Source organism: Desulfotomaculum sp., assembly GCF_982386235.1.
In genome coordinates, this window is the sequence record NZ_CEVWQM010000006.1 from 21,650 (window position 1) to 39,097 (window position 17,448).

Consider the following 17,448-nt stretch of genomic DNA (forward strand, 5'->3'; position numbering starts at 1 on the left):
CATCACCTCTTGGCTCTAATACGACGTTATTTATTCATTTCCTCTAATACCTCCTGGCGGATCTTTTCTTTTTCTCCCTTAGTCAGTCCAAGAATTTTTACATCCACTGCCGGACTTAGCACACAGTGACATTTGATTCTTTCTGATCCTGGAAGGGAAGTGTCTCTAGGGTAATCAGCCTCGTGGCCATTAACGTCAAACTTTTCGTCCACCAGTACTGTAGTGCCACTCAGGGCCACATGTGCAGGTCTGGGGTTATTTTTCTTGCTTCCTGAATGTAACCATGTTTTTCCGCTCACTGCTGGGCTTTGGTGATAAGCTTCCCATTGACTTCGGCTGCTGGCGGTCAAAATCTCGGTAATAGCAGTGTTCCTAGCCCTGGACCGGTCAAACTGTGGCAAATCCTTGATTACCTGCACAGCCTTTTCAATCCCTTCACCATCTTCGATTGCCTTTTTCAGGGCATCTTCAATGGCTCGGTGGGTATTCAACTGCATCAAGAGTGATAAGTCATGTGACCATTCTTCAATCCATTTTACCGTCCGTCCAGAGATAACCTCAAAGGCAACATCCCGGTCAATTGCATCCATGATGACTGATGTCAATTCCTCAATATTCATGGTCAGGAATTCTTTAGTTGTCTCCTCCATCTCTTCGGGGAAGACATCTGTTTTAAATAGCTCTTTTATATAATCAAGTAGGCTTTCAAAAGTACTGTCTTTGGCTAGGTAGGCATTAATCCCATTAATGAAATATTTCCGTTGTGCGCGGAGTAGTTTAGCCACCTTTTTTTCATATTCTTCGATGTAATCAGGAACCTTCTCAATCCCGGGAAACTCTGGAACCAGTTCGGTTATATCTTCTTCCTCTTCTTTAATGATGGCACTGAGTGATTTTAATAGGCGTTCAATTTTCCCCATGCTTCAGTTCCTCCAGAACGTCCCGCAGGTCTTTTAATATGCCATGGATATTTTCCTGCCCATTGGCGGATTTCAGGAACAATCCCGGCAATGCAGGGCCCTGATTCAATAAGGCGGTTGGCAGATTGGCCCGCTCGTCATCGAAATTCTCTAGTTGTTTACCCAGAACATTACCCAGCAACTCGCGGGTATCATTGATTGCTACCCCACCAATCTCGTTGATCGCTCCTAGAATCGCAGTAATATCTGACGGATTGCTAATGTCAGGGTTTCTTAGTTCAATGTCCACATATTTCAGTTCATAGTCGGCCAGTAATAGATTTGTGATCATGAAGGACAAGGAATTTCTCTCAGGGATAAACACTTGCTGCTCTGTTACCTGCATGACTGTCTCTGCAGTAGCACGGTTATAATCCTTTGAGTAACCAATATACAGGTCCGGCAGTCGGAAATGGGACTGAACCTTTTGGCGGTTTTTATCATCGTAATTAACAAACAATCCGTCCCGCTGCAGCATTTCAGCCAGTGGCTTGATTTCAATGTCAACACTGGCCTTTTCTTTTTCAAGACCCAGGCTGTTTTCTGGTTCAAGAGCCTCTGCTTCTAAGAGTAGAAATTTATGAGCATTCTCCTGTCCTTCTACCGAAGAAACATATTCGGTTAGAGCGCCTTCGCTATCTTCTGTTAGTCGACCGTTTTTGATGAGAATAGCTGCCGGTAGGTGCCGCCCTTGTTTAAAGTACCGATAGTTAAGCTCTGATGCATTACGGCTCCCGTACATGTCCATCAACGCCGATATCCATCGAGGTATGCCATAGGCCCCATTGCCAATTTTTAGATGTAGAATTTCGTTAGCCTGATATTCTGCCGGCGTTTTGTCATCAAATGCACCTGTCCTAAAATCCATAACTCGGGGATCGCCAAATTCCTTAAACCAAACTTCTTTTGAACCATTAATTATTTGAACATAGCGTCGGAACTTCTTCCTACGTGAAAATTTATTTCCATCTCGATAAAAACTAACATCAATGGGTGCATCTTTTTTTGTTGTCTTTATACTGGCAGCATCCTCTACTTTTTCAAGTTCCACAACTTCCCCTTTGCCGTTCCGGATTACTTCAATATATCCATTCCCACAGGCTTCCCGGTCATCTATGGCTTCTTTCAGTACATCAACAAAGGGTTTATCCATATGCATGTATTTGAGTGCTGAGTCCACCCTGTTCCATTCTGTAATCATTTCGGGGGTTTCCTTGTCTTTGGTTTCGTCACCTCTGTACTTTAGTTTGTATCCAAAGCCGACTATATTTTGCTTATAGGCTTCGATACACTGTGGTAGGATTGTAGACATCTCTTTCATTTCCAGAAGATCCCGGATTGGATACTTTGGTTCAAGCACATCGGCAACGGAATATTGTTTTTCGTCAGCATTTTTTGCTGTTGGTGCTTCAGATTTACTGATACCAGTAATTATTTTGGCCCTTACTTTTTGCAAAGCCTCACCTTCTTAGAAATGATTTTTCCTTTCGCGTTTGGCTTGCGGGTCTTTGACCGGCAGGCACAATAAAAAAAGACAGTCTGCCCTGTCTGGTGATTTCAGTCCGCGCTTTTTCATTTCTTTCTTGCTCTCAAGCTTGATTTTTCCTCTTGAATCGTGAATAGCATATTTCCTGACCGTCAATTGCGCAATGAGTTCATCGTCGTTAGGTAACACCAACTCGCATTCTTTTGGGTTGCCTTGTTCGTCAAACTCTTGAAGCAGTTCCTTAACTATTCCACCCATCAAAGTGGTGAAGTCATAATAATATTTGTGCTGAATCGGTGTTCCAAACGTTACAGGAATGATGCGAAGCCAATCTAAACACTCTAGCTCTTTGATTTCTTTTAGTCGGTCGGTAACTCCGCCACCAACGCCAGTATCGTCAATCTTAACTGGTATGCTTACTCCGGGATATTTGTCATGTAGATGGTTAGCTATCCGCATGATATCGCCAACGGTTTTCATAGTGTCTTGCCCTCGACGTATCAGGAAAGGAAGCACCTTTTTATTTATCTTAGTACCGATAACTGTTTCATCATCACCATGCCTCGCTACATCACAAGCAATATGTATACTCACAACCGGCTGGCTGTCGTCGTAGTCAGTATTAACTCCCCGCATAACTAGATAAAGTTGGATAAATACATCATCTTCTTGATCAGGGAAGTCACCTGTTACTCGGACTTTAACAACGTTGCTGTCGGCACCGTATTTACGTTTGAGCATTTCTATATTTTCTTTATCGGTACGCTCACATTGCTCAGCATTAATATGAATGCAATTAAATTGGTCCCGGTCCTTATGGTGGGAATCGTAGAATATGCCACTGTTTCTTGTAGGGTTGGAGATGAATAAAATTTTGTTGTCTATGCCGGTGATGGTGCCCAATAAGGTTTCGAGAATTTCATTCGATACACCAGAAGCTTCATCTACGATAATTAGCATATTATCCGCGTGCAATCCGGCCATATTTTCTTTTTTGGTGGCAGTTTTGGCGGTGGCAAACCACTCTAACTCGTAGCCATTCATGTATAGCATGGTTTTTGTTAAAGTTAAGAAATTATCTGCATAGGTATTAGAAAGCCATTTAGCTATCTCTGGCCAGAGTACAATATTTAACTGCTGCCTGGTTGGTGCTGTGGCTATAATCTTGGCATTATTCCGGAACAGCATATACCAGATAATAATACAGGCCACGGTTGCAGTTTTACCTACACCTTGGCCAGACCGGACGGAGGTTCTTTTATTGTCCCGGACGGAAAACATAATCTCTTTCTGTTTGTCGTCCGGGTAAAAATCCAAAACATCCTCTGCAAAACCAACTGGATCATTGTAATAAAGATCAATCAGTTGATCATAGTCTATTTGTTCAATCTTTTCCGCTGCAGAGACTAGATTTATACCCTCTATCTCAATCAAATCAAGGGTATCTTTGCCAATTAAGTCCAACGCCTCAAGGAAACGGTTAAGCATCTCCATTTTTTATTTTCCTCTCGGCCATTTTCCGGCGTAATGCATTGGCATGCTGATTTTCCTTTGATTCACCGTCTATTTTTTTGACTTCAAGCAGGAGTCTTGCCTTCTCTAAATCAAGTCTCGATTTTGTTGTGCTTATATCGGACTTCAACTTCTCCACCATCAGCCGGTGTTCCTCAACAACATACCCACGCTTTTCGTATTTCTCCACCAATTCCTCATAGCGAGAAATAAGCCCATCCAGTGTTTTCATTGCCTTCGCTTGGGCGTTTAACAATGTAGCCTGACGATCCCAGGCAAATTGAAACTCCCACTCTTCTTCCCTGTAAGTTTCTTCGAATGGCTCACTGTCTGGTACTTTTGGATCATGACGAGGATTTGAATCACGCTGGCTCTTAAATTTTTTTAACTCCTTTATCATTTCATGCTTGTCTGTAACAAACATAATCTTCTGAGCCCGGGCAATGGCAAGATACTGTATTGTTATGTTCTCCCAAAGGATATCAAGGGGTGACTTATTAATAATCTCATCCACTAAGGCCCTAGTCTCCTCATCATCAGGGAATATCTTAGCAAAGAACCCATGCTTCAATCCATTTTGATAACCAATAGGCCCATTACTACGCCCACCATGAAACTTGCACGTCCGTCTGCCTGGTTCCGCTTGGTTTTTGCATCGTTCTTTAGTCTGCCTAGATTTGGCTGTGCATTGATCTTCCCTATAGCCGTCTAGGTGGTAAGCGCAAAACTTTTCTCCCTGTATCGCCTTCCTACGGCACCGCTTGCCAGTCTTGTGGCCGATGGCTTCGCATTGGCCGGGGAAGGGCGGCGTCTCCTCTTGTCTTTCGGAGTACTCCGTATTATTTGGAGTACTCCGAATTTCCTTTTGGAGTACTCCATTAAGTTGCTTATCCCATTTATCTTTACACTTCCAGCCACTAACCGTCTTTTCTGATAATCCAAGTTGGTTGGCTATTTCTCGGTTAGTAATTTCTCCGTTGTGTTGCTGGTATAATTCAAACGCCTTATCTCGTTCAGGGCTTCTGCCTCTGGCCATCACCTCACCTGCTTTGTGTCTGTTGTTTAGTGCATAAGAAAAAGAGCCCGGAGGCTCTAATTGTTGTCTAATTTTACTTATTTCTTAAACGAAGGGCTACTAAATATTGTTTCATCTATTTTTTCAAATACCAAGTCTTCACTCATGTCAAATAATTTAATTAATACATTTGACAATATTTCTCTGATTCTAAAGTACTTAGTATAAATATCACTTTCTGATAATGTCTTTACAACATTTTTAACCTCGCCATGAACGACCTTGCTACGAAAGTCATATATTTTTTTTACAAGTTTATAAATATCTTTCCTTTTTTCCAAATCATCTTCAACTATTAAGCTGGCATTTAAGGAAACCTTATAAGAAAGCTGACCATCTCCTTTAACCAATAAGGATTCTAATCCTGTAATTATGTGTAATATACTATTGTCTATTGTTATACTACTACAAGCGCTTACATATTGCTGAAATGCATAAGTCCATCGCGATGGTTCCCATTTATGGTTATCTCTGGATTCATTAGAGACTTTATTATGTTTAATTACAATATTATGAACCTTTTTTATTAAATTAATAGTTTCTTCTGTTATCAATAAGTCGGTATTTGCCTCTTCAATTTCATTACCCTTAGCACCATAATAGTTTATTAATGGTGTATTCCAAGTTTTAAGACACTCATACAATGTTCCACAACCCGTATCGCACTTGTCAACCATAATATTGGCACAAGGTAAAGCTACCTGCAACGCTCTGTAAAATAACACCCCGTTACTTTCATAACAATCCTTAATATTTTCAGTTTGTACTATTGTACTATTAACACGAATAGGATCTTGAATTAGACTGATATACTCATTTATTCGATATACCTTGTTATCTATTTTTATGTTTGTTAACAAGAAGCAATCTTTTTCACCCATCAGTATTCCCCCTCTACCGCCAAACTTCGGCATCAAAGGAGTTGTTCCTTCACACAAATTCCACCATATACCGACATTGTTAGATAAAGGAAAACCTCCTTTACTGTGGAAGATTGTCATTGTTCTGTGACTATTCCATCGAAAGGAGGTGTTTCTATGCCAACCACAGGAGAAAAACCAGGTAAGGGCAACTATCAATGTAAAAAGTGTGGCCAAATAGTAAGACTAGATGATAGCACTGATACATTACCACCATGCCCCAAGTGCGCCGGTACTGAATTTAATCGTGTGTAGTTAAAAACTCACCGATAGAGCTTTCGTCGTAACCAAATAATTTGCCTAGTACCCAATGATCAAAGGCCGTCTCCGGTTTATCTGGAACGGTCTTGATTATTTCAAGTATGTGAGGATGTTTGTATATCCATAGCGTGATCCACCTGTCAACTAGTAGTTCAATATGCGCCCTAAGGTTAGATTCCTTAACTATAGCTATTGCCTCGCTGATATATATATCTTTAATCGGCATCGAAGCCGCTGGCTTGCCTCGTCGTACCATCTGACAGTATATCAATAATTCTGTTTTATCGAACGCCATTATGGACACCGACCTTCCTAAGCAAAACAAAAACCGCCATCTGCTGGCGGTTTTATTAATTATGAGTATGTCTCCTAAAAGTGTCTAGGGCGTACCCCTATGGGGCAATTATAACATGGTTGTCAATAATTAGTCAACTTTTTATTATAACATTATTTATCTATAGTCTGCCACCCATGGAGATATGCAAATATCTTTCTTTGGCTGTTTCTTAGCCCTCTTGCTTTTGCTTCCCCCACCAAGCTTTATAGCCCCACCATGTAGTACCTCTTTCTCGTTGTTATTCGGCGGGCTTGTCCTTCCCCACCAAGCCCAAAACGACGCGCTGTCGGCATGTAGCAGAGGCACCATTTCCTTTTCGTTTCTGTCTCTTATCTTCTCTGCACTTTCCCTGGCAGCCTTGGTTACCTGCTTCTCAGCTATTTGTGCTTCTTCTTTTAAGCTAGGATTACCCATCTTCCCCCACCCCCCACGATTATGTTATACTGAGGTTGCTAAGGTCTCAGCTCTGCCCATGCTGGTGGGGCTTTTGTTTTCTATGGTGCTGCGTAAATTTTTAACAGCATTTTCTCCAGTCATCACATTTCTCGCCCTGGTATGGCGGATCTCCCTGGCACTCAATGCAAGGATTATCACATCCAGCTAAATCGCACATAGCCAATATTTTATTCCTGCAATCACCACACAGACAGTCACCGCATGAAACAAACTCCTGTAGCATCAATCGTCCTCCTGACTTTCTTCATATTCCTCAATGCTGATAGGTTCAAACCAATCTTCTTGTAATCCTGATTCTTTAGCTAACGGTTTAATTAATTGGGCGTGTTTTTTGTGGTACATATCTTCTGATATATCAATAACATTGTCATTATTATCCTTGATAGAAAAAGACACATAACATTCAGCAGGTTCTCCGGTTTCAATATCATAGGCTAAATTAGCATCTTTTGATATTCTGTAGCAAAATAATGATTGCATTTTATCAACCACTTTCTTTGTTCATATAGTAAAATACCAGCAAAAAAATACTGTTTGTGGAATTGACATCAGCCCAGTAATATCGAGGCTTGAGGGGCATTTTTACCATGGCGCATTTTGATTGAAATGTTCACTCTTCCCATTTCAGTTTCTGTCCACACTCACATATGGTTTTGCCGTAGTAATGTTTATAATAACCGTCACCTAAATTCTCACTAAGTTCTTCCCCGCATGCAGGGCATAGGGCTGGTTCCCATTTTTCAATTTTTGGTTTTTTTGGTACCTGTTTTTCTAGTGCATTTGTTGCCATTTTAATCGCTGCAAAACTCAACTTATCAGCTGGCTGCAACTCGTATTTTCTTATAAAATCTAGCCTCACTAACGCTCTTTCGATACTGATTTCGATTTCAGTCAAAACTTTCACTCCTTCGCAACCACTCACTACCCCACCATTTCCCTTTCACTCTCCAAAAACGTAACCACTCTCATCGACAAATCCACCACCGCCCAGAGTCCTTCCTGAACCTCAACTAATCCTATGCCAGAGCGATCAAATACCAGCCCCGGCCCAAGGGCTTCGTTCAGCTTATCGCTTACCATCCTTGCAAGCTTAGCACGCTTAATTAGCACGCCACTTCGCTCTTTCCACCGCTGCCAAGCATGTTCGCTTATACTGCATCTGAAAGGCTTCTGTTTCATCCCAAGGCAACCACTTCCTCCCCGTCCCGCTTGCGACATCCCCAGGGTAGGTTTGCGCGTGCTCTTGGTGATACTCTCCGCTCCCTCGCCATAGCCTTTGGTTTATACTTCTCAGGTTTAAAAATCTCAGTAAATCTTGCCATAACCCAAGGACTTATTTTCCAATAAGGCCAGTAACCGAAGTGCAAGAACCAGTAACCCATTTATTCCACCGCCTTATCTTTCTTTAGATCAAACACCTCCGAATGTTTGGCGAATATTAAGTGTATTGCTATAAAACCAAGCCTTACTCCCTTTATTCTTTTGTGCCAATCTATACCAAGCGTAAAGTCTCCGTCTATTTCAATTAAGATAAACATACTTAATACCTCTGCTGCAGTATCTGAATTAAAGCACTTGCCACAGCATCTTCTGAGGTATCGGCATAATACATTTTTGCAGTTGCCCCGCAATAAAATTGCCATTTTGACTGACCGTCTATCCTAGTTAATTGAATAGCAAGGTTTTCGTGTCTACAAATCTCCGATAACAATTGGTCAAGGCGCGGGAGCCAAATACAATGTTTTGCTTTCGTAACGTGATAACCACCTTCAAGAAACCGCAAGGTAAAAACATGACTGCCATTGTATTTAGAAACACCAGTTACTAAACCAATGTCACCACCCCAAATGCTGTCAGATACACAGTCACCGTTTGTTGGCTCCCACTCCAACCCTGCTTCCTTCAAGGTCTTGGCTTTATCTAAACTAATCATTCAATCACCTGCTTAAAAAGATTCCTCCGGGCCAGCCCCGCAGACCAGCCCGGCAATACAAATTGGATAGAACAAACCAGTTATTTATTACTTGCCGCAACCGCAGGACCAGGATGCTCGACCTGGCCGACTCCCGCAGAAGGGTGCAAAGTTATCTCACCTTTTTACCACTCTGTTGAACCAACCATGAAAGGTTCATTAATTTCTTCTAAAGTGGCTAAAATATGGGTAAATGGTATTTTTGCGTGCCCCTTTATAATTTCGAAGCCCATTAATTTATCACTTTCAATTAAATCTTCAACTGGTGTTAAGAAAGTTTTTGTGTTTGGTTCTTCCGTAACTTCTTCCAATGGTTGATCTTCGTCAGATAACCCATGTTCTTTTTTATACCATTCGTTGGCCTGTTCTGCCGATTCTGCAGCCACCCAGTCATAGTCATTCATCTTGAAAAGTTTTACTTTTGTGCGATCCACTTTACCGCCTCCTTCACCTCAAATCCACTGGCCCCCGCAAGGCCTGCTGCATCATCCCGCATATCCACTCCAGCCTGGCTTTTCTTACTGCAACATGCCGCTCCATTGCCTTGGCATGTGCCGCCTGCTTGTCCCTGTGGTTCCTCTGGGCCTGTTTCATTTTCCGGTGGATTTTCCTTGGGTTAACTCTGGTCATTGTTACCACGCCTTTTGTAAACATCATCCCTGCCATCAAGGAAACCAAGTCTATAGCCAGTAAAGAATCCTGTCACTAAAACTACTAAAACAAACAAATAATCCATCGTTCCCCCCATAAACAAAAGTTCCGCCCTTACTCACTAACCCATTGACTGATATAGTATATTTGGTGATTTATTTGCCTTTTTCCAGCTTGCAGGTATAATTACCCTGCCTAGCTAGTTATCGACAGCCAGGAACGAAAGTTGGAAGTCTGGTGGCTATTCTAACGCCTCTACAAGCACCTCAACCCGCGGGTTTTCCCTATCAACTTTTCCCATCGCCAAAACTAACTGCACGTTGCGGAAACTATCATCTACCAGTACTCCTGCTTTTTTCAACCCATCAAGAATAAACTTTCCGCTGTAGTTGTCAGGGTCCCTTCGGTGGCCAGTTGGAAAGTGGTAAACCAATTCCACTCTGGCTTTATTTAACGGCAGTCCTCGCCATCCGGCGGCTTTAACTGCCCAATGCACTGTATCTTCCCATTCTCGCTTTGTATTGCGATAAATATGGTGGTTGTGACTGTTGCCCATGTATTCGTTGTTGCTTGGAGGGATGCCGGGAATGATTATTCTAATCATCGTAATAACCCCTTATAGAATTCTTTGCCTTCGTTTTTGCAAACTCTGAATGTATCCCCACGCCTTCCCGGAGGAATATCCTCCAAAGTGACTCTACGCTGTGATACAGGTCTGCTGCCTCCTCAAGCACTCTTTGCCACTTACCAATGCCTAGCTTATACAGAATGTATGCGACAACCAGCTCAAAGGTTTCGGAGACCACGTGTCGTATTTGCTGACCTATTGTATTGGTGACCACAAACTTAACTTCCGGGAATCTCCATGACATTATTCGTCCTCCTTTGGATGCCACTTGCTAAAGCCTTCTTTTCTGCACACCGCGCTCATGGTTCCCAATCTGCATAACCAACCATTGTTATATATAAAACCACCGTAACATGTCTCACAACTTCTCTCCACTGTCGGTTTCCACTGCTCGCAAGCAACGCCAGTTCCATTTCCACTGCAGCATTGTACTTCTATGTCTTGCTTTACGTTTTTGTAATAATAACCACAATTACTGCATGTCCGTTCCGGTGCATCCTTTGGCTGTTTTCCAATACGTTCATCCATCTCCACCACCAGCAGCGCATACCCGATTTTATCCCGCCAAGGAGATTCGCCAAAGGCATCCTTCCGGTGTGCAATTCTCATGTTTTTATCAAAGTCCCTAACCAACATCAGCATGTCCCTATACTGCTCCGGCTTGACACCATTAGGATAAAGCAATCTCAGGTACTTGTCACTACAACCTACAGCATCGCCATAGGCTTCGTTTTTTTCTTTGACCAACTCAGCCATTTCTGTGGCTATCGGCATCCATTTGTTATCCACAAACACCCCTCCTTACCAAGTACAACACATAATATCCCTATTACCACCCAGGGCCCGGAGTAATTCTCCCCTCCTGTTATACTGCTTCAGTTGCGTCATGACTGGCCGCTGCCCTTTAACTTGGCTAATTAACTGACGCAGGACTCCGGTGCTGGTTATTCCAACCCTCTCGATTTCGTCCCATATTTCAGCATTGTCGCAACGTTTACTGTTGATTGATTGTCTTACCACTACCCTAAGCGCATTGCTAACATTCTCGACTTCTGTGCTTCCTGTGTAGTCTATCGCCGCTTTGACGTAGCTTATCGCTGTTGCTCCTACCAACCCATCACATCCCAACCATGATTTTGCACTTAACCTGGCCTATCCTTATCAGCCAGAGTATCAGGTATAACACGTCATCAGGATCCCTGCCGACATCTATACTCATTACAAAAATATCTTCTTGAACGATTGCGTCATGTTTATTGCAATAATCTCTGATGTACTCTTTTTCATCCGTGTCCCAGCTTAAATCAACTGGCTTGCCGCCATCCAGGAAGCAGATAAACTGTTCCGGTATCTTCTCCCATTTTGCTACGCCGATTTGTGGATTTACCCGCTTGTGTGCTTTTTTGCCATGCTCCTTGCGCCATTTGTACACGGAGGCTAGTGAGCACCCGGCCTTATCTGCAATATTCTGGTCGGCAAGGCCCTGGGTGTGATACTCTGCTATTTTGTCGTAGTCAACTGCTCTGACCGCCATATTTCTGCACCACCCCGATTAAAACGTTGCTATCTTTAACCAATACCCCTTTCTATGTCCGCTATTGCCTGGATAATTGGATAAACCTGCTGTGGCACTACCGCATTTCCGAGACCCCTAAGTCTGTCCACCCGAGAGGGAATCCCATTAGCCACTCTACCCACGTTGGGTTCAACTGACCACCATTTCCTTGTGCCATGTTTTTGCGCTCCTCCTCGGTAATCACGCCATACCTCGCTAATCTCTGTAATTGCTGGAAATTCCCCGTCCCGCCGCACAAGCCTGCCCCAGTTGTCGGCGTAGGCCACATTCGCATCACTTCTGGGTCTACCTGTTCCCTCAGATTCGCTGGCCTTGCTCTGCCCTTCCTGGTGGTTGTTGCTTGCCTCTGTAATGCTTCTGGCGATCTCTGCGGTAGATGATCCATCGTGTTTGGCGTGGCCCACAAAAAAGATTCTGTCTCTTCGGTGCGGGGCTCCGACAGCCGCAGCTTCAAAATTAAATACGGCGACAGCGTATCCCGCACGCCCCAAGTCCTCGCAAACCGTTCTCCCGGCAATTCGCAAGATTCCAGGTACGTTCTCACCAAGTACCCAAGTTGGCTTAAGCTCTCGGATAACCCGGAGCATTTCCGGCCAGAGGTAACGATCGTCTTTTTTACCCTTTTGTTTTCCAGCCACGGAAAACGGCTGGCAGGGGAATCCTCCGCTGAGAATAGTGATGTTTGCAATTCCTCTTTCCTTGACTGACTCTGCCGTGACATCTTTAATATCCCTCCATCTCGGCACATCTGGCCAGTGTTTTTCTAATACCTTAGTTGGATAATCAGCCATTTCGCATTGTCCAACGGTGATAAAGCCAGCCCACTCAGCAGCTAAGTCTATTCCACCAATGCCACTAAAGATGCTAAAATGAGTAAGTTCCATAATCGTCACCTACAACCCACACCGGCATGGTGGCCGGTCGTGGCTATCGAACATTTCCGTTTGGCCTACCGCTACCCGGCGGCCACGGGAATCCTTGACTTGGATTAGGTCGCCTAAGGGAATATCCCGAAAGTAGGTCTGTGGTTTCCCCAAAGCAATGAGTTTATCATTGCAAAGATTTTCTAAGGTTTTGGCTTTGCAAAACAAATCTGGTTTTTGCTCTCTGAGTTTTATAAAGTCTGCCCTACCCTGGAATGGACAAATGTAGCAGCCGCTTTTCGGCGGCACCGACAATCCGTGGCATTTTATAATATCAATACACCCTTTGCGGTCAATACCCTCAGTAACTAAGGGATAATCGTGGGTGATACCATCATCCTCAAACATTTGCTGACGTTTCATTCGGTTTTCTTCGCCAGCATCAAACCCAGTCATTACCACACTTGGCCTCTGATAGTAGCTTAGTGATGCCTGTAGTTTAAAGTGATCTGTACACCACCTGCGCTGCCGCGACGGGAACATCTTTTTATCTTTGCAATAGTCGTAAAGATTCCAGTGTCCATGCCTTTGGGGGAAAATCACTGTTACTGGATAACCTAGATACTCCATCATTGCCATATACCTATATGTCTCTGGCCAATCACAACCATGGTGGACAAATACAGCTTCAAAGTCTACGCCTGGCACCTGGCCCTGCTCGATCAACCAGAGGTATAAGGCCCAGGAGTTAACCCCACCACCGTGGGATAGGTACACTTTCACGGGTTCCGTCACTTCACCCACCCCTCTTTCTTGCCACCGCCAGCCCTGCCAGCACCAAGAGATACAGCACCGTTGCGGCGGTTAGTAAATCAATCATTATGTGGCCTCCCCCTTAGCTTTGTTTGCAAAGGATGCATATCCACCCTTGGTCTGCTCGGGCAACTCCAAGATCCTCCACCAGCTGTGCCGATACATTTCCAGCCAGCACCACGAAGACTTGCCCCACTCTCGCTAGTTAGTGTGTAAGTAATCAGTTTGCGATATCCCATCGCTCTGGTTGCCCTCCATGCTGCAGCATACAGAGCACTGCAGGCGTTAGCGCATCCGTCTGTGGCAACTCTGTTAACCTCCAACGTCCATCTATCATCCATGACCCGTGACACTGGTCTCCCTACGATGGCTACGCCTCTGATGATGCCTGATTCATCTGCTACCGCAATGCTGAATTTGTGTCCGACAACTGGCCTATGGTGGCGATGATGTTGGCGAACAAATTCATTTGCTTCGGCTAGAGAGCATGGTACTATGTGGAGTTTTGGTTGTTTCATAGTCTCACCCTCTTCATGAGCTAAGGTTACTGTCTAAGCTTACGCAGCCTGTAGTCATCTGCGGTAAATAAAGCCCCGTCAGTCATATCTACAATCCTGCTAAACACACGACTATTGCCATCAACCGTAAGCCTTTGTTTGAGTTCCGGCAGTGTGCAGTTAGATGTCACAATAACCGCAGTGTTCCTGTTGTAAAGTCCATTGATTATGGTGTACAGCTTATTCGATGTCCAATCGGTTAGTTGCTCAGCTCCTAAATCATCGAGTATCACCAATTCTGCTTGGTACATTGCCTGTACAATCTGGTTCTCCCTTTCGTCTGATCCACGATTATACGTTGCTCTTATACGATCTAGCAGCTCCGGCACTATGGAGAATACACACGGGTGCCCTTTGCCAAGTAATTCCTGCAGGATAGCTACCGCTAGGTGCGTTTTACCTGCACCGGTACCACCTAACATCAAAAGACCCTTACCTTCCCCGGGGCTAAATTCTGCTATAAATTTTCTGGCTTTCATGAAGCCTTGCTCGGTTCCGTTGCGTTTTATAAAACTCTCTAAGGTGCACCCAGAGTACCTTTTCCCAAGGTTACTGTTTTTGAATAGCCTACTAATGCGTATTTGCCTTTCTCTGCGCTCCATCTCGCTTTTTAGCCGATCATACTCCCTGCTTCTGCACTCACATGCCGGATAGATCCACTTCTTGCAAATACCAAAATCATATTCCTTGGCTTCAATGGCGCCCTGGCAATATTCACATACTCTCGTTGGATGTAATTCCAAAGAATCTTTGCTCCTCTGGGGTAAGGGCACGATCTTGCTGCTGCTCATTATCTCGCCTATCGATTGCATTAGCTTGTCCTCCCTTAGCTCGCTCGTTAACTAACCTCCGCATAATACCAGCCGTGTATTCCTCCTGTTTATCTTGATATTTACGCAGGTGAATACCTAAGGCCTCAAGGACTATCTCTGCATTAAAACGCTCCCAATATTCCATGTTCTTTGCGACGACTGTAGACGCGACCTTACCCGACTTTCTGGTAAACCTAACTGTGTCCCAGTATTGCCGGATAATAGTCAACTGCATATTGCTATATCTTGGAAAACGTTTAAAAACATCCTCGATTGTTTCTTGGGGGGTAAGGGGGGTACTATTTTCTTTAGATTTTTCTTTAATGTTTCTTTCTTGGTTGGTAGTTTCACCAATGGTACCTTTGATAGTTTCACCAAGGGTAGGGTTGGTAACTTGACCAATGGTTATTTCACCATTGGTAGATTGACCGTTGGTAGTTTCACCAATACATTTATTGCTCGGCATACTTTCTGTCCACTCTTCATGGTTTTTGTTAAACCCTATTGTTCTAGATACTCCGTTGACAATTATTTGATAGATCATTTTCCTATCTTCAAGATCCCTTAACTCCCGTTGTATTTGCCGTTTGTCGCAGCCGGTAGCTTCAGATAGGAAAGCCAGTGACATGTTGTGTTCTTTGCGCTTAAATCCATAGGTGTAACGCCAAATAGTAAATATCAGGCGATATTGCATGGGGCTCAGTTTAATACGGGCCACGGCTTCTAATATTTCGTTTGCTATTTTGGTATAACCATTTTCAAGCTGCACATCCGCCATTCCCTAACCCCCTGATGGTTAATCCTTAACCTTAAGCCAACTTGCTATTGTAATCCTCGAACCGCTTACAAATCATAAACAGTCGCTTATTGTTTACCCACCGTTGCAGATGCCTTATCCGCTGAGGGGCATTCTGCTTGTCGTAAATCATGACATAAGGGTCAAACCCAATCTCTCTGAGTTTGTAAATCCTGTACAAATCAAATTCAAAGGTAGTGTCGAAGTTAGTTAGTATGTAAACTGCGGCCTTCCGTCTGTCCACTCCGGTCCTATCCTTAAAGTGCATCAGGTTTTTAACGATGACTTCACTGTCCTTTTCCTTGTCCCAGGCAAAGTGATACATCTTAGCCTTTAACTGCTGCATCTTGGCAATTACATCATCAGTCATTAAACGAATATCTAGGCCCTGGGTGAAGTCTATCCATGCCCTGCTTTTGATTAACTGATCTAGCAATTCCATGCGATCCGTGCTGGCCAAAAGGTTTGGGTCAAGCAATTTAATCTCTTTTTGTCCATTCCAGAACTGGCCTAGATCCGCTACCTTTACGCTCTTACAGCCTTCCTTTTTGGCTACAATGCAAAAGTCACAGTTTCTTGGGCATCCCCTTGTTAAAAATCCATAGGCAGTATCTTTGATACCGTAAAGGGAGTAATCAGGGAAAAAACTCTCAACATCTACAGGTAGTTTGTTTTCCAAACCATAACCAGTGCCACCCTTAATAATCTGATCAGCCTTAATTAAGGTAGTGAAGTCGGGTGTAAAATCAAATACCTTGGACTGATATACAACGTCATAAGTACCAAAGAGGGGATTTACCCACTCAACGCTATGGCCATGCGATTTATGGTAAGCCGATAATTTCATCAGTGCCAAGTTCGGAAAGTTGTGACCGTCCACATCGATAAGTCCAACTTTCATCACTACCACCCCCTAAAACAACCTCAAACTTAACATTTCATCCGCTGCCTCCGTATTGCCTGCGCCGGCCTTGTGGAGTTTAGTGGAAATATCGGATAGTTTACTTATTATTGATCTCATTACTTCATCACCTCAAACTCAATCACCCATACCCAGGGGTTAGCATCCCAGCCATAGATATCAATATCTTTCTTCTTTATGGTGCTGTTCCAAAGTTCTGCAAAAGCGTCTCTTGCAGTTAAATCAAACTCCATAACATCATCAAACTTTCCGTCCCCTATTTTGTCGTGATAATCAATACAACCCTCTTTTCTTGCTTCATCATCGGTGATATCATTCAGCCTCTCAACCAGGACATTGGTAACTCGCAGGAATAATCTAGCTGCTGCCTTAGGCATGTGGATAGATGGTCTCCACCCTTGTGGGCCGACTCCAACATCAACGGGATAGTCTGGGTTGTCTGCCTTGTAAACGTATCTATGAGAATACCTACCATTCGGCAAATCTGGATTTCCTGCGGTAAGATCGTGCATATGGTTTTCGTAGTACCAAGCTTCCCTAACCCAGAGAATGTCACCATGTTGGTAAGGTGGTATTACATACCTTGGGTTATCAAATGTACCTTCGTCCCAGTCATGTTTTTCAACCCACCTTTCGCCCGTAGCCTTATTTGTAAGGACTGAAAAACCACCCTCATCTTTTTTATATTTTGGTTTAACTACCCGCCTTGTCTGTGTCTTTCTACCGTCAAGAATTGCCCTAACCATTTCGGTGTTGAATAGTATCGGCTTTTCTTTAACCATCAATCTCACCACCAAATTTCGATAATTTCCAACAATAATTTAATCTTATTTTAATATTGCAGTGATATAA

Annotated in this window: 27 protein-coding genes; 1 reads left to right on the top strand and 26 read right to left on the bottom strand. The window is 43.5% G+C overall.

Features of this window, described 5'->3' with window-relative positions:
• Nucleotides 1–26: 26 nt before the first annotated feature.
• The 5 genes from AC1U9Z_RS04905 to AC1U9Z_RS04925 all read right to left on the bottom strand — a co-directional run bounded on the left by AC1U9Z_RS04905 (nt 27) and on the right by AC1U9Z_RS04925 (nt 5,913).
• Nucleotides 27–920, bottom strand: a complete 894-nt coding sequence (locus AC1U9Z_RS04905; protein ID WP_479956010.1) for a phage minor head protein — start codon at nt 918–920, stop codon at nt 27–29.
• Entirely contained in the window at nt 907–2,415 is a 1,509-nt protein-coding gene (locus AC1U9Z_RS04910; RefSeq protein ID WP_479956012.1) for a phage portal protein, read from the bottom strand. Before AC1U9Z_RS04910 ends, AC1U9Z_RS04905 begins: the two co-directional genes overlap by 14 nt.
• A gap of 12 nt (nt 2,416–2,427) precedes the next feature.
• Nucleotides 2,428–3,939 carry an AAA family ATPase gene (locus tag AC1U9Z_RS04915; protein ID WP_479956014.1) on the bottom strand — a complete coding sequence of 504 codons (1,512 nt, stop codon included), beginning with the start codon at nt 3,937–3,939 and terminating at the stop codon, nt 2,428–2,430.
• Nucleotides 3,926–4,993 (bottom strand): phage terminase small subunit, encoded by a 1,068-nt coding sequence (terS, locus tag AC1U9Z_RS04920; RefSeq protein WP_479956015.1) that lies wholly within the window; start codon nt 4,991–4,993, stop codon nt 3,926–3,928. The genes AC1U9Z_RS04915 and terS overlap by 14 nt, the downstream gene beginning before the upstream one ends.
• 77 nt (nt 4,994–5,070) lie before the next feature.
• The gene (locus AC1U9Z_RS04925) at nt 5,071–5,913 is read right to left on the bottom strand and encodes a hypothetical protein (protein ID WP_479956017.1); all 843 of its coding nucleotides are present in this window, start codon (nt 5,911–5,913) and stop codon (nt 5,071–5,073) included.
• Nucleotides 5,914–6,069: 156 nt separating this feature from the next.
• On the opposite strand from AC1U9Z_RS04925, the gene AC1U9Z_RS04930 reads away from it, so the two are divergent.
• Nucleotides 6,070–6,207, top strand: coding sequence for a zinc ribbon-containing protein (locus AC1U9Z_RS04930; protein WP_479956019.1), 138 nt, complete (start codon nt 6,070–6,072; stop codon nt 6,205–6,207).
• 457 nt (nt 6,208–6,664) lie between these two features.
• Here the strand turns inward: AC1U9Z_RS04930 and AC1U9Z_RS04935 are convergent, their stop codons facing one another.
• The 21 genes from AC1U9Z_RS04935 to AC1U9Z_RS05035 form a co-directional block, all read right to left on the bottom strand.
• A complete protein-coding gene (locus AC1U9Z_RS04935; RefSeq protein ID WP_479956021.1) occupies nt 6,665–6,964 on the bottom strand; it encodes a hypothetical protein in 300 nt (99 codons plus the stop codon).
• A gap of 24 nt (nt 6,965–6,988) precedes the next feature.
• On the bottom strand, nt 6,989–7,129 hold the full coding sequence (locus AC1U9Z_RS04940; RefSeq protein ID WP_479956023.1) for a hypothetical protein: 141 nt from the start codon (nt 7,127–7,129) through the stop codon (nt 6,989–6,991).
• Between the two features lie 99 nt (nt 7,130–7,228).
• Entirely contained in the window at nt 7,229–7,486 is a 258-nt protein-coding gene (locus AC1U9Z_RS04945; RefSeq protein ID WP_479956025.1) for a hypothetical protein, read from the bottom strand.
• A gap of 130 nt (nt 7,487–7,616) precedes the next feature.
• A complete protein-coding gene (locus tag AC1U9Z_RS04950; RefSeq protein ID WP_479956027.1) occupies nt 7,617–7,901 on the bottom strand; it encodes a hypothetical protein in 285 nt (94 codons plus the stop codon).
• Between the two features lie 26 nt (nt 7,902–7,927).
• Nucleotides 7,928–8,116, bottom strand: coding sequence for a hypothetical protein (locus AC1U9Z_RS04955; protein ID WP_479956029.1), 189 nt, complete (start codon nt 8,114–8,116; stop codon nt 7,928–7,930).
• Nucleotides 8,117–8,388: 272 nt separating this feature from the next.
• Nucleotides 8,389–8,544 carry a hypothetical protein gene (locus tag AC1U9Z_RS04960; protein WP_479956031.1) on the bottom strand — a complete coding sequence of 52 codons (156 nt, stop codon included), beginning with the start codon at nt 8,542–8,544 and terminating at the stop codon, nt 8,389–8,391.
• A gap of 2 nt (nt 8,545–8,546) precedes the next feature.
• Nucleotides 8,547–8,939: a hypothetical protein gene (locus AC1U9Z_RS04965; RefSeq protein ID WP_479956033.1), complete on the bottom strand. Its 393-nt coding sequence runs from the start codon at nt 8,937–8,939 to the stop codon at nt 8,547–8,549.
• A gap of 164 nt (nt 8,940–9,103) precedes the next feature.
• Nucleotides 9,104–9,412: a hypothetical protein gene (locus AC1U9Z_RS04970; RefSeq protein WP_479956035.1), complete on the bottom strand. Its 309-nt coding sequence runs from the start codon at nt 9,410–9,412 to the stop codon at nt 9,104–9,106.
• Between the two features lie 13 nt (nt 9,413–9,425).
• A complete protein-coding gene (locus AC1U9Z_RS04975; protein ID WP_479956037.1) occupies nt 9,426–9,608 on the bottom strand; it encodes a hypothetical protein in 183 nt (60 codons plus the stop codon).
• A 262-nt stretch (nt 9,609–9,870) separates the two neighbouring features.
• Nucleotides 9,871–10,233 carry a RusA family crossover junction endodeoxyribonuclease gene (locus AC1U9Z_RS04980; RefSeq protein WP_479956039.1) on the bottom strand — a complete coding sequence of 121 codons (363 nt, stop codon included), beginning with the start codon at nt 10,231–10,233 and terminating at the stop codon, nt 9,871–9,873.
• The gene (locus tag AC1U9Z_RS04985; protein ID WP_479956041.1) at nt 10,226–10,501 is read right to left on the bottom strand and encodes a hypothetical protein; all 276 of its coding nucleotides are present in this window, start codon (nt 10,499–10,501) and stop codon (nt 10,226–10,228) included. Before AC1U9Z_RS04985 ends, AC1U9Z_RS04980 begins: the two co-directional genes overlap by 8 nt.
• Nucleotides 10,501–11,046, bottom strand: a complete 546-nt coding sequence (locus AC1U9Z_RS04990) for a hypothetical protein (RefSeq protein ID WP_479956043.1) — start codon at nt 11,044–11,046, stop codon at nt 10,501–10,503. The genes AC1U9Z_RS04985 and AC1U9Z_RS04990 overlap by 1 nt, the downstream gene beginning before the upstream one ends.
• Before the next feature lie 12 nt (nt 11,047–11,058).
• On the bottom strand, nt 11,059–11,370 hold the full coding sequence (locus AC1U9Z_RS04995; RefSeq protein ID WP_479956044.1) for a hypothetical protein: 312 nt from the start codon (nt 11,368–11,370) through the stop codon (nt 11,059–11,061).
• Between the two features lie 4 nt (nt 11,371–11,374).
• Nucleotides 11,375–11,791 carry a hypothetical protein gene (locus AC1U9Z_RS05000; RefSeq protein ID WP_479956046.1) on the bottom strand — a complete coding sequence of 139 codons (417 nt, stop codon included), beginning with the start codon at nt 11,789–11,791 and terminating at the stop codon, nt 11,375–11,377.
• A gap of 35 nt (nt 11,792–11,826) precedes the next feature.
• Nucleotides 11,827–12,717, bottom strand: a complete 891-nt coding sequence (locus AC1U9Z_RS05005; protein ID WP_479956217.1) for a DNA cytosine methyltransferase — start codon at nt 12,715–12,717, stop codon at nt 11,827–11,829.
• Nucleotides 12,718–12,726: 9 nt separating this feature from the next.
• Nucleotides 12,727–13,491: an adenine nucleotide alpha hydrolase family protein gene (locus AC1U9Z_RS05010; protein WP_479956048.1), complete on the bottom strand. Its 765-nt coding sequence runs from the start codon at nt 13,489–13,491 to the stop codon at nt 12,727–12,729.
• A gap of 77 nt (nt 13,492–13,568) precedes the next feature.
• Nucleotides 13,569–14,027 carry an XF1762 family protein gene (locus AC1U9Z_RS05015; protein WP_479956050.1) on the bottom strand — a complete coding sequence of 153 codons (459 nt, stop codon included), beginning with the start codon at nt 14,025–14,027 and terminating at the stop codon, nt 13,569–13,571.
• 26 nt (nt 14,028–14,053) lie between these two features.
• The gene (locus tag AC1U9Z_RS05020; protein ID WP_479956052.1) at nt 14,054–14,809 is read right to left on the bottom strand and encodes an ATP-binding protein; all 756 of its coding nucleotides are present in this window, start codon (nt 14,807–14,809) and stop codon (nt 14,054–14,056) included.
• A complete protein-coding gene (locus AC1U9Z_RS05025) occupies nt 14,781–15,656 on the bottom strand; it encodes a replication protein (RefSeq protein WP_479956054.1) in 876 nt (291 codons plus the stop codon). Before AC1U9Z_RS05025 ends, AC1U9Z_RS05020 begins: the two co-directional genes overlap by 29 nt.
• A 31-nt stretch (nt 15,657–15,687) precedes the next feature.
• Entirely contained in the window at nt 15,688–16,575 is an 888-nt protein-coding gene (locus tag AC1U9Z_RS05030; RefSeq protein WP_479956056.1) for a C2 domain-containing protein, read from the bottom strand.
• 119 nt (nt 16,576–16,694) lie between these two features.
• Nucleotides 16,695–17,378 carry a hypothetical protein gene (locus tag AC1U9Z_RS05035; protein WP_479956058.1) on the bottom strand — a complete coding sequence of 228 codons (684 nt, stop codon included), beginning with the start codon at nt 17,376–17,378 and terminating at the stop codon, nt 16,695–16,697.
• Nucleotides 17,379–17,448 lie beyond the last annotated feature (70 nt).

Coding starts and splice junctions, on each gene's coding strand:
- AC1U9Z_RS04905 (WP_479956010.1), bottom strand. CDS start 920: ATGGGGAAAATTGAACGCCTATTAAAATCACTCAGTGCCATCATTAAA.
- AC1U9Z_RS04915 (WP_479956014.1), bottom strand. CDS start 3,939: ATGGAGATGCTTAACCGTTTCCTTGAGGCGTTGGACTTAATTGGCAAA.
- terS (WP_479956015.1), bottom strand. CDS start 4,993: ATGGCCAGAGGCAGAAGCCCTGAACGAGATAAGGCGTTTGAATTATAC.
- AC1U9Z_RS04925 (WP_479956017.1), bottom strand. CDS start 5,913: ATGGGTGAAAAAGATTGCTTCTTGTTAACAAACATAAAAATAGATAAC.
- AC1U9Z_RS04930 (WP_479956019.1), top strand. CDS start 6,070: ATGCCAACCACAGGAGAAAAACCAGGTAAGGGCAACTATCAATGTAAA.
- AC1U9Z_RS04935 (WP_479956021.1), bottom strand. CDS start 6,964: ATGGGTAATCCTAGCTTAAAAGAAGAAGCACAAATAGCTGAGAAGCAG.
- AC1U9Z_RS04945 (WP_479956025.1), bottom strand. CDS start 7,486: ATGCAATCATTATTTTGCTACAGAATATCAAAAGATGCTAATTTAGCC.
- AC1U9Z_RS04960 (WP_479956031.1), bottom strand. CDS start 8,544: ATGTTTATCTTAATTGAAATAGACGGAGACTTTACGCTTGGTATAGAT.
- AC1U9Z_RS04965 (WP_479956033.1), bottom strand. CDS start 8,939: ATGATTAGTTTAGATAAAGCCAAGACCTTGAAGGAAGCAGGGTTGGAG.
- AC1U9Z_RS04975 (WP_479956037.1), bottom strand. CDS start 9,608: ATGACCAGAGTTAACCCAAGGAAAATCCACCGGAAAATGAAACAGGCC.
- AC1U9Z_RS04980 (WP_479956039.1), bottom strand. CDS start 10,233: ATGATTAGAATAATCATTCCCGGCATCCCTCCAAGCAACAACGAATAC.
- AC1U9Z_RS04985 (WP_479956041.1), bottom strand. CDS start 10,501: ATGTCATGGAGATTCCCGGAAGTTAAGTTTGTGGTCACCAATACAATA.
- AC1U9Z_RS05000 (WP_479956046.1), bottom strand. CDS start 11,791: ATGGCGGTCAGAGCAGTTGACTACGACAAAATAGCAGAGTATCACACC.
- AC1U9Z_RS05005 (WP_479956217.1), bottom strand. CDS start 12,717: ATGGAACTTACTCATTTTAGCATCTTTAGTGGCATTGGTGGAATAGAC.
- AC1U9Z_RS05015 (WP_479956050.1), bottom strand. CDS start 14,027: ATGAAACAACCAAAACTCCACATAGTACCATGCTCTCTAGCCGAAGCA.
- AC1U9Z_RS05025 (WP_479956054.1), bottom strand. CDS start 15,656: ATGGCGGATGTGCAGCTTGAAAATGGTTATACCAAAATAGCAAACGAA.
- AC1U9Z_RS05030 (WP_479956056.1), bottom strand. CDS start 16,575: ATGAAAGTTGGACTTATCGATGTGGACGGTCACAACTTTCCGAACTTG.
- AC1U9Z_RS05035 (WP_479956058.1), bottom strand. CDS start 17,378: ATGGTTAAAGAAAAGCCGATACTATTCAACACCGAAATGGTTAGGGCA.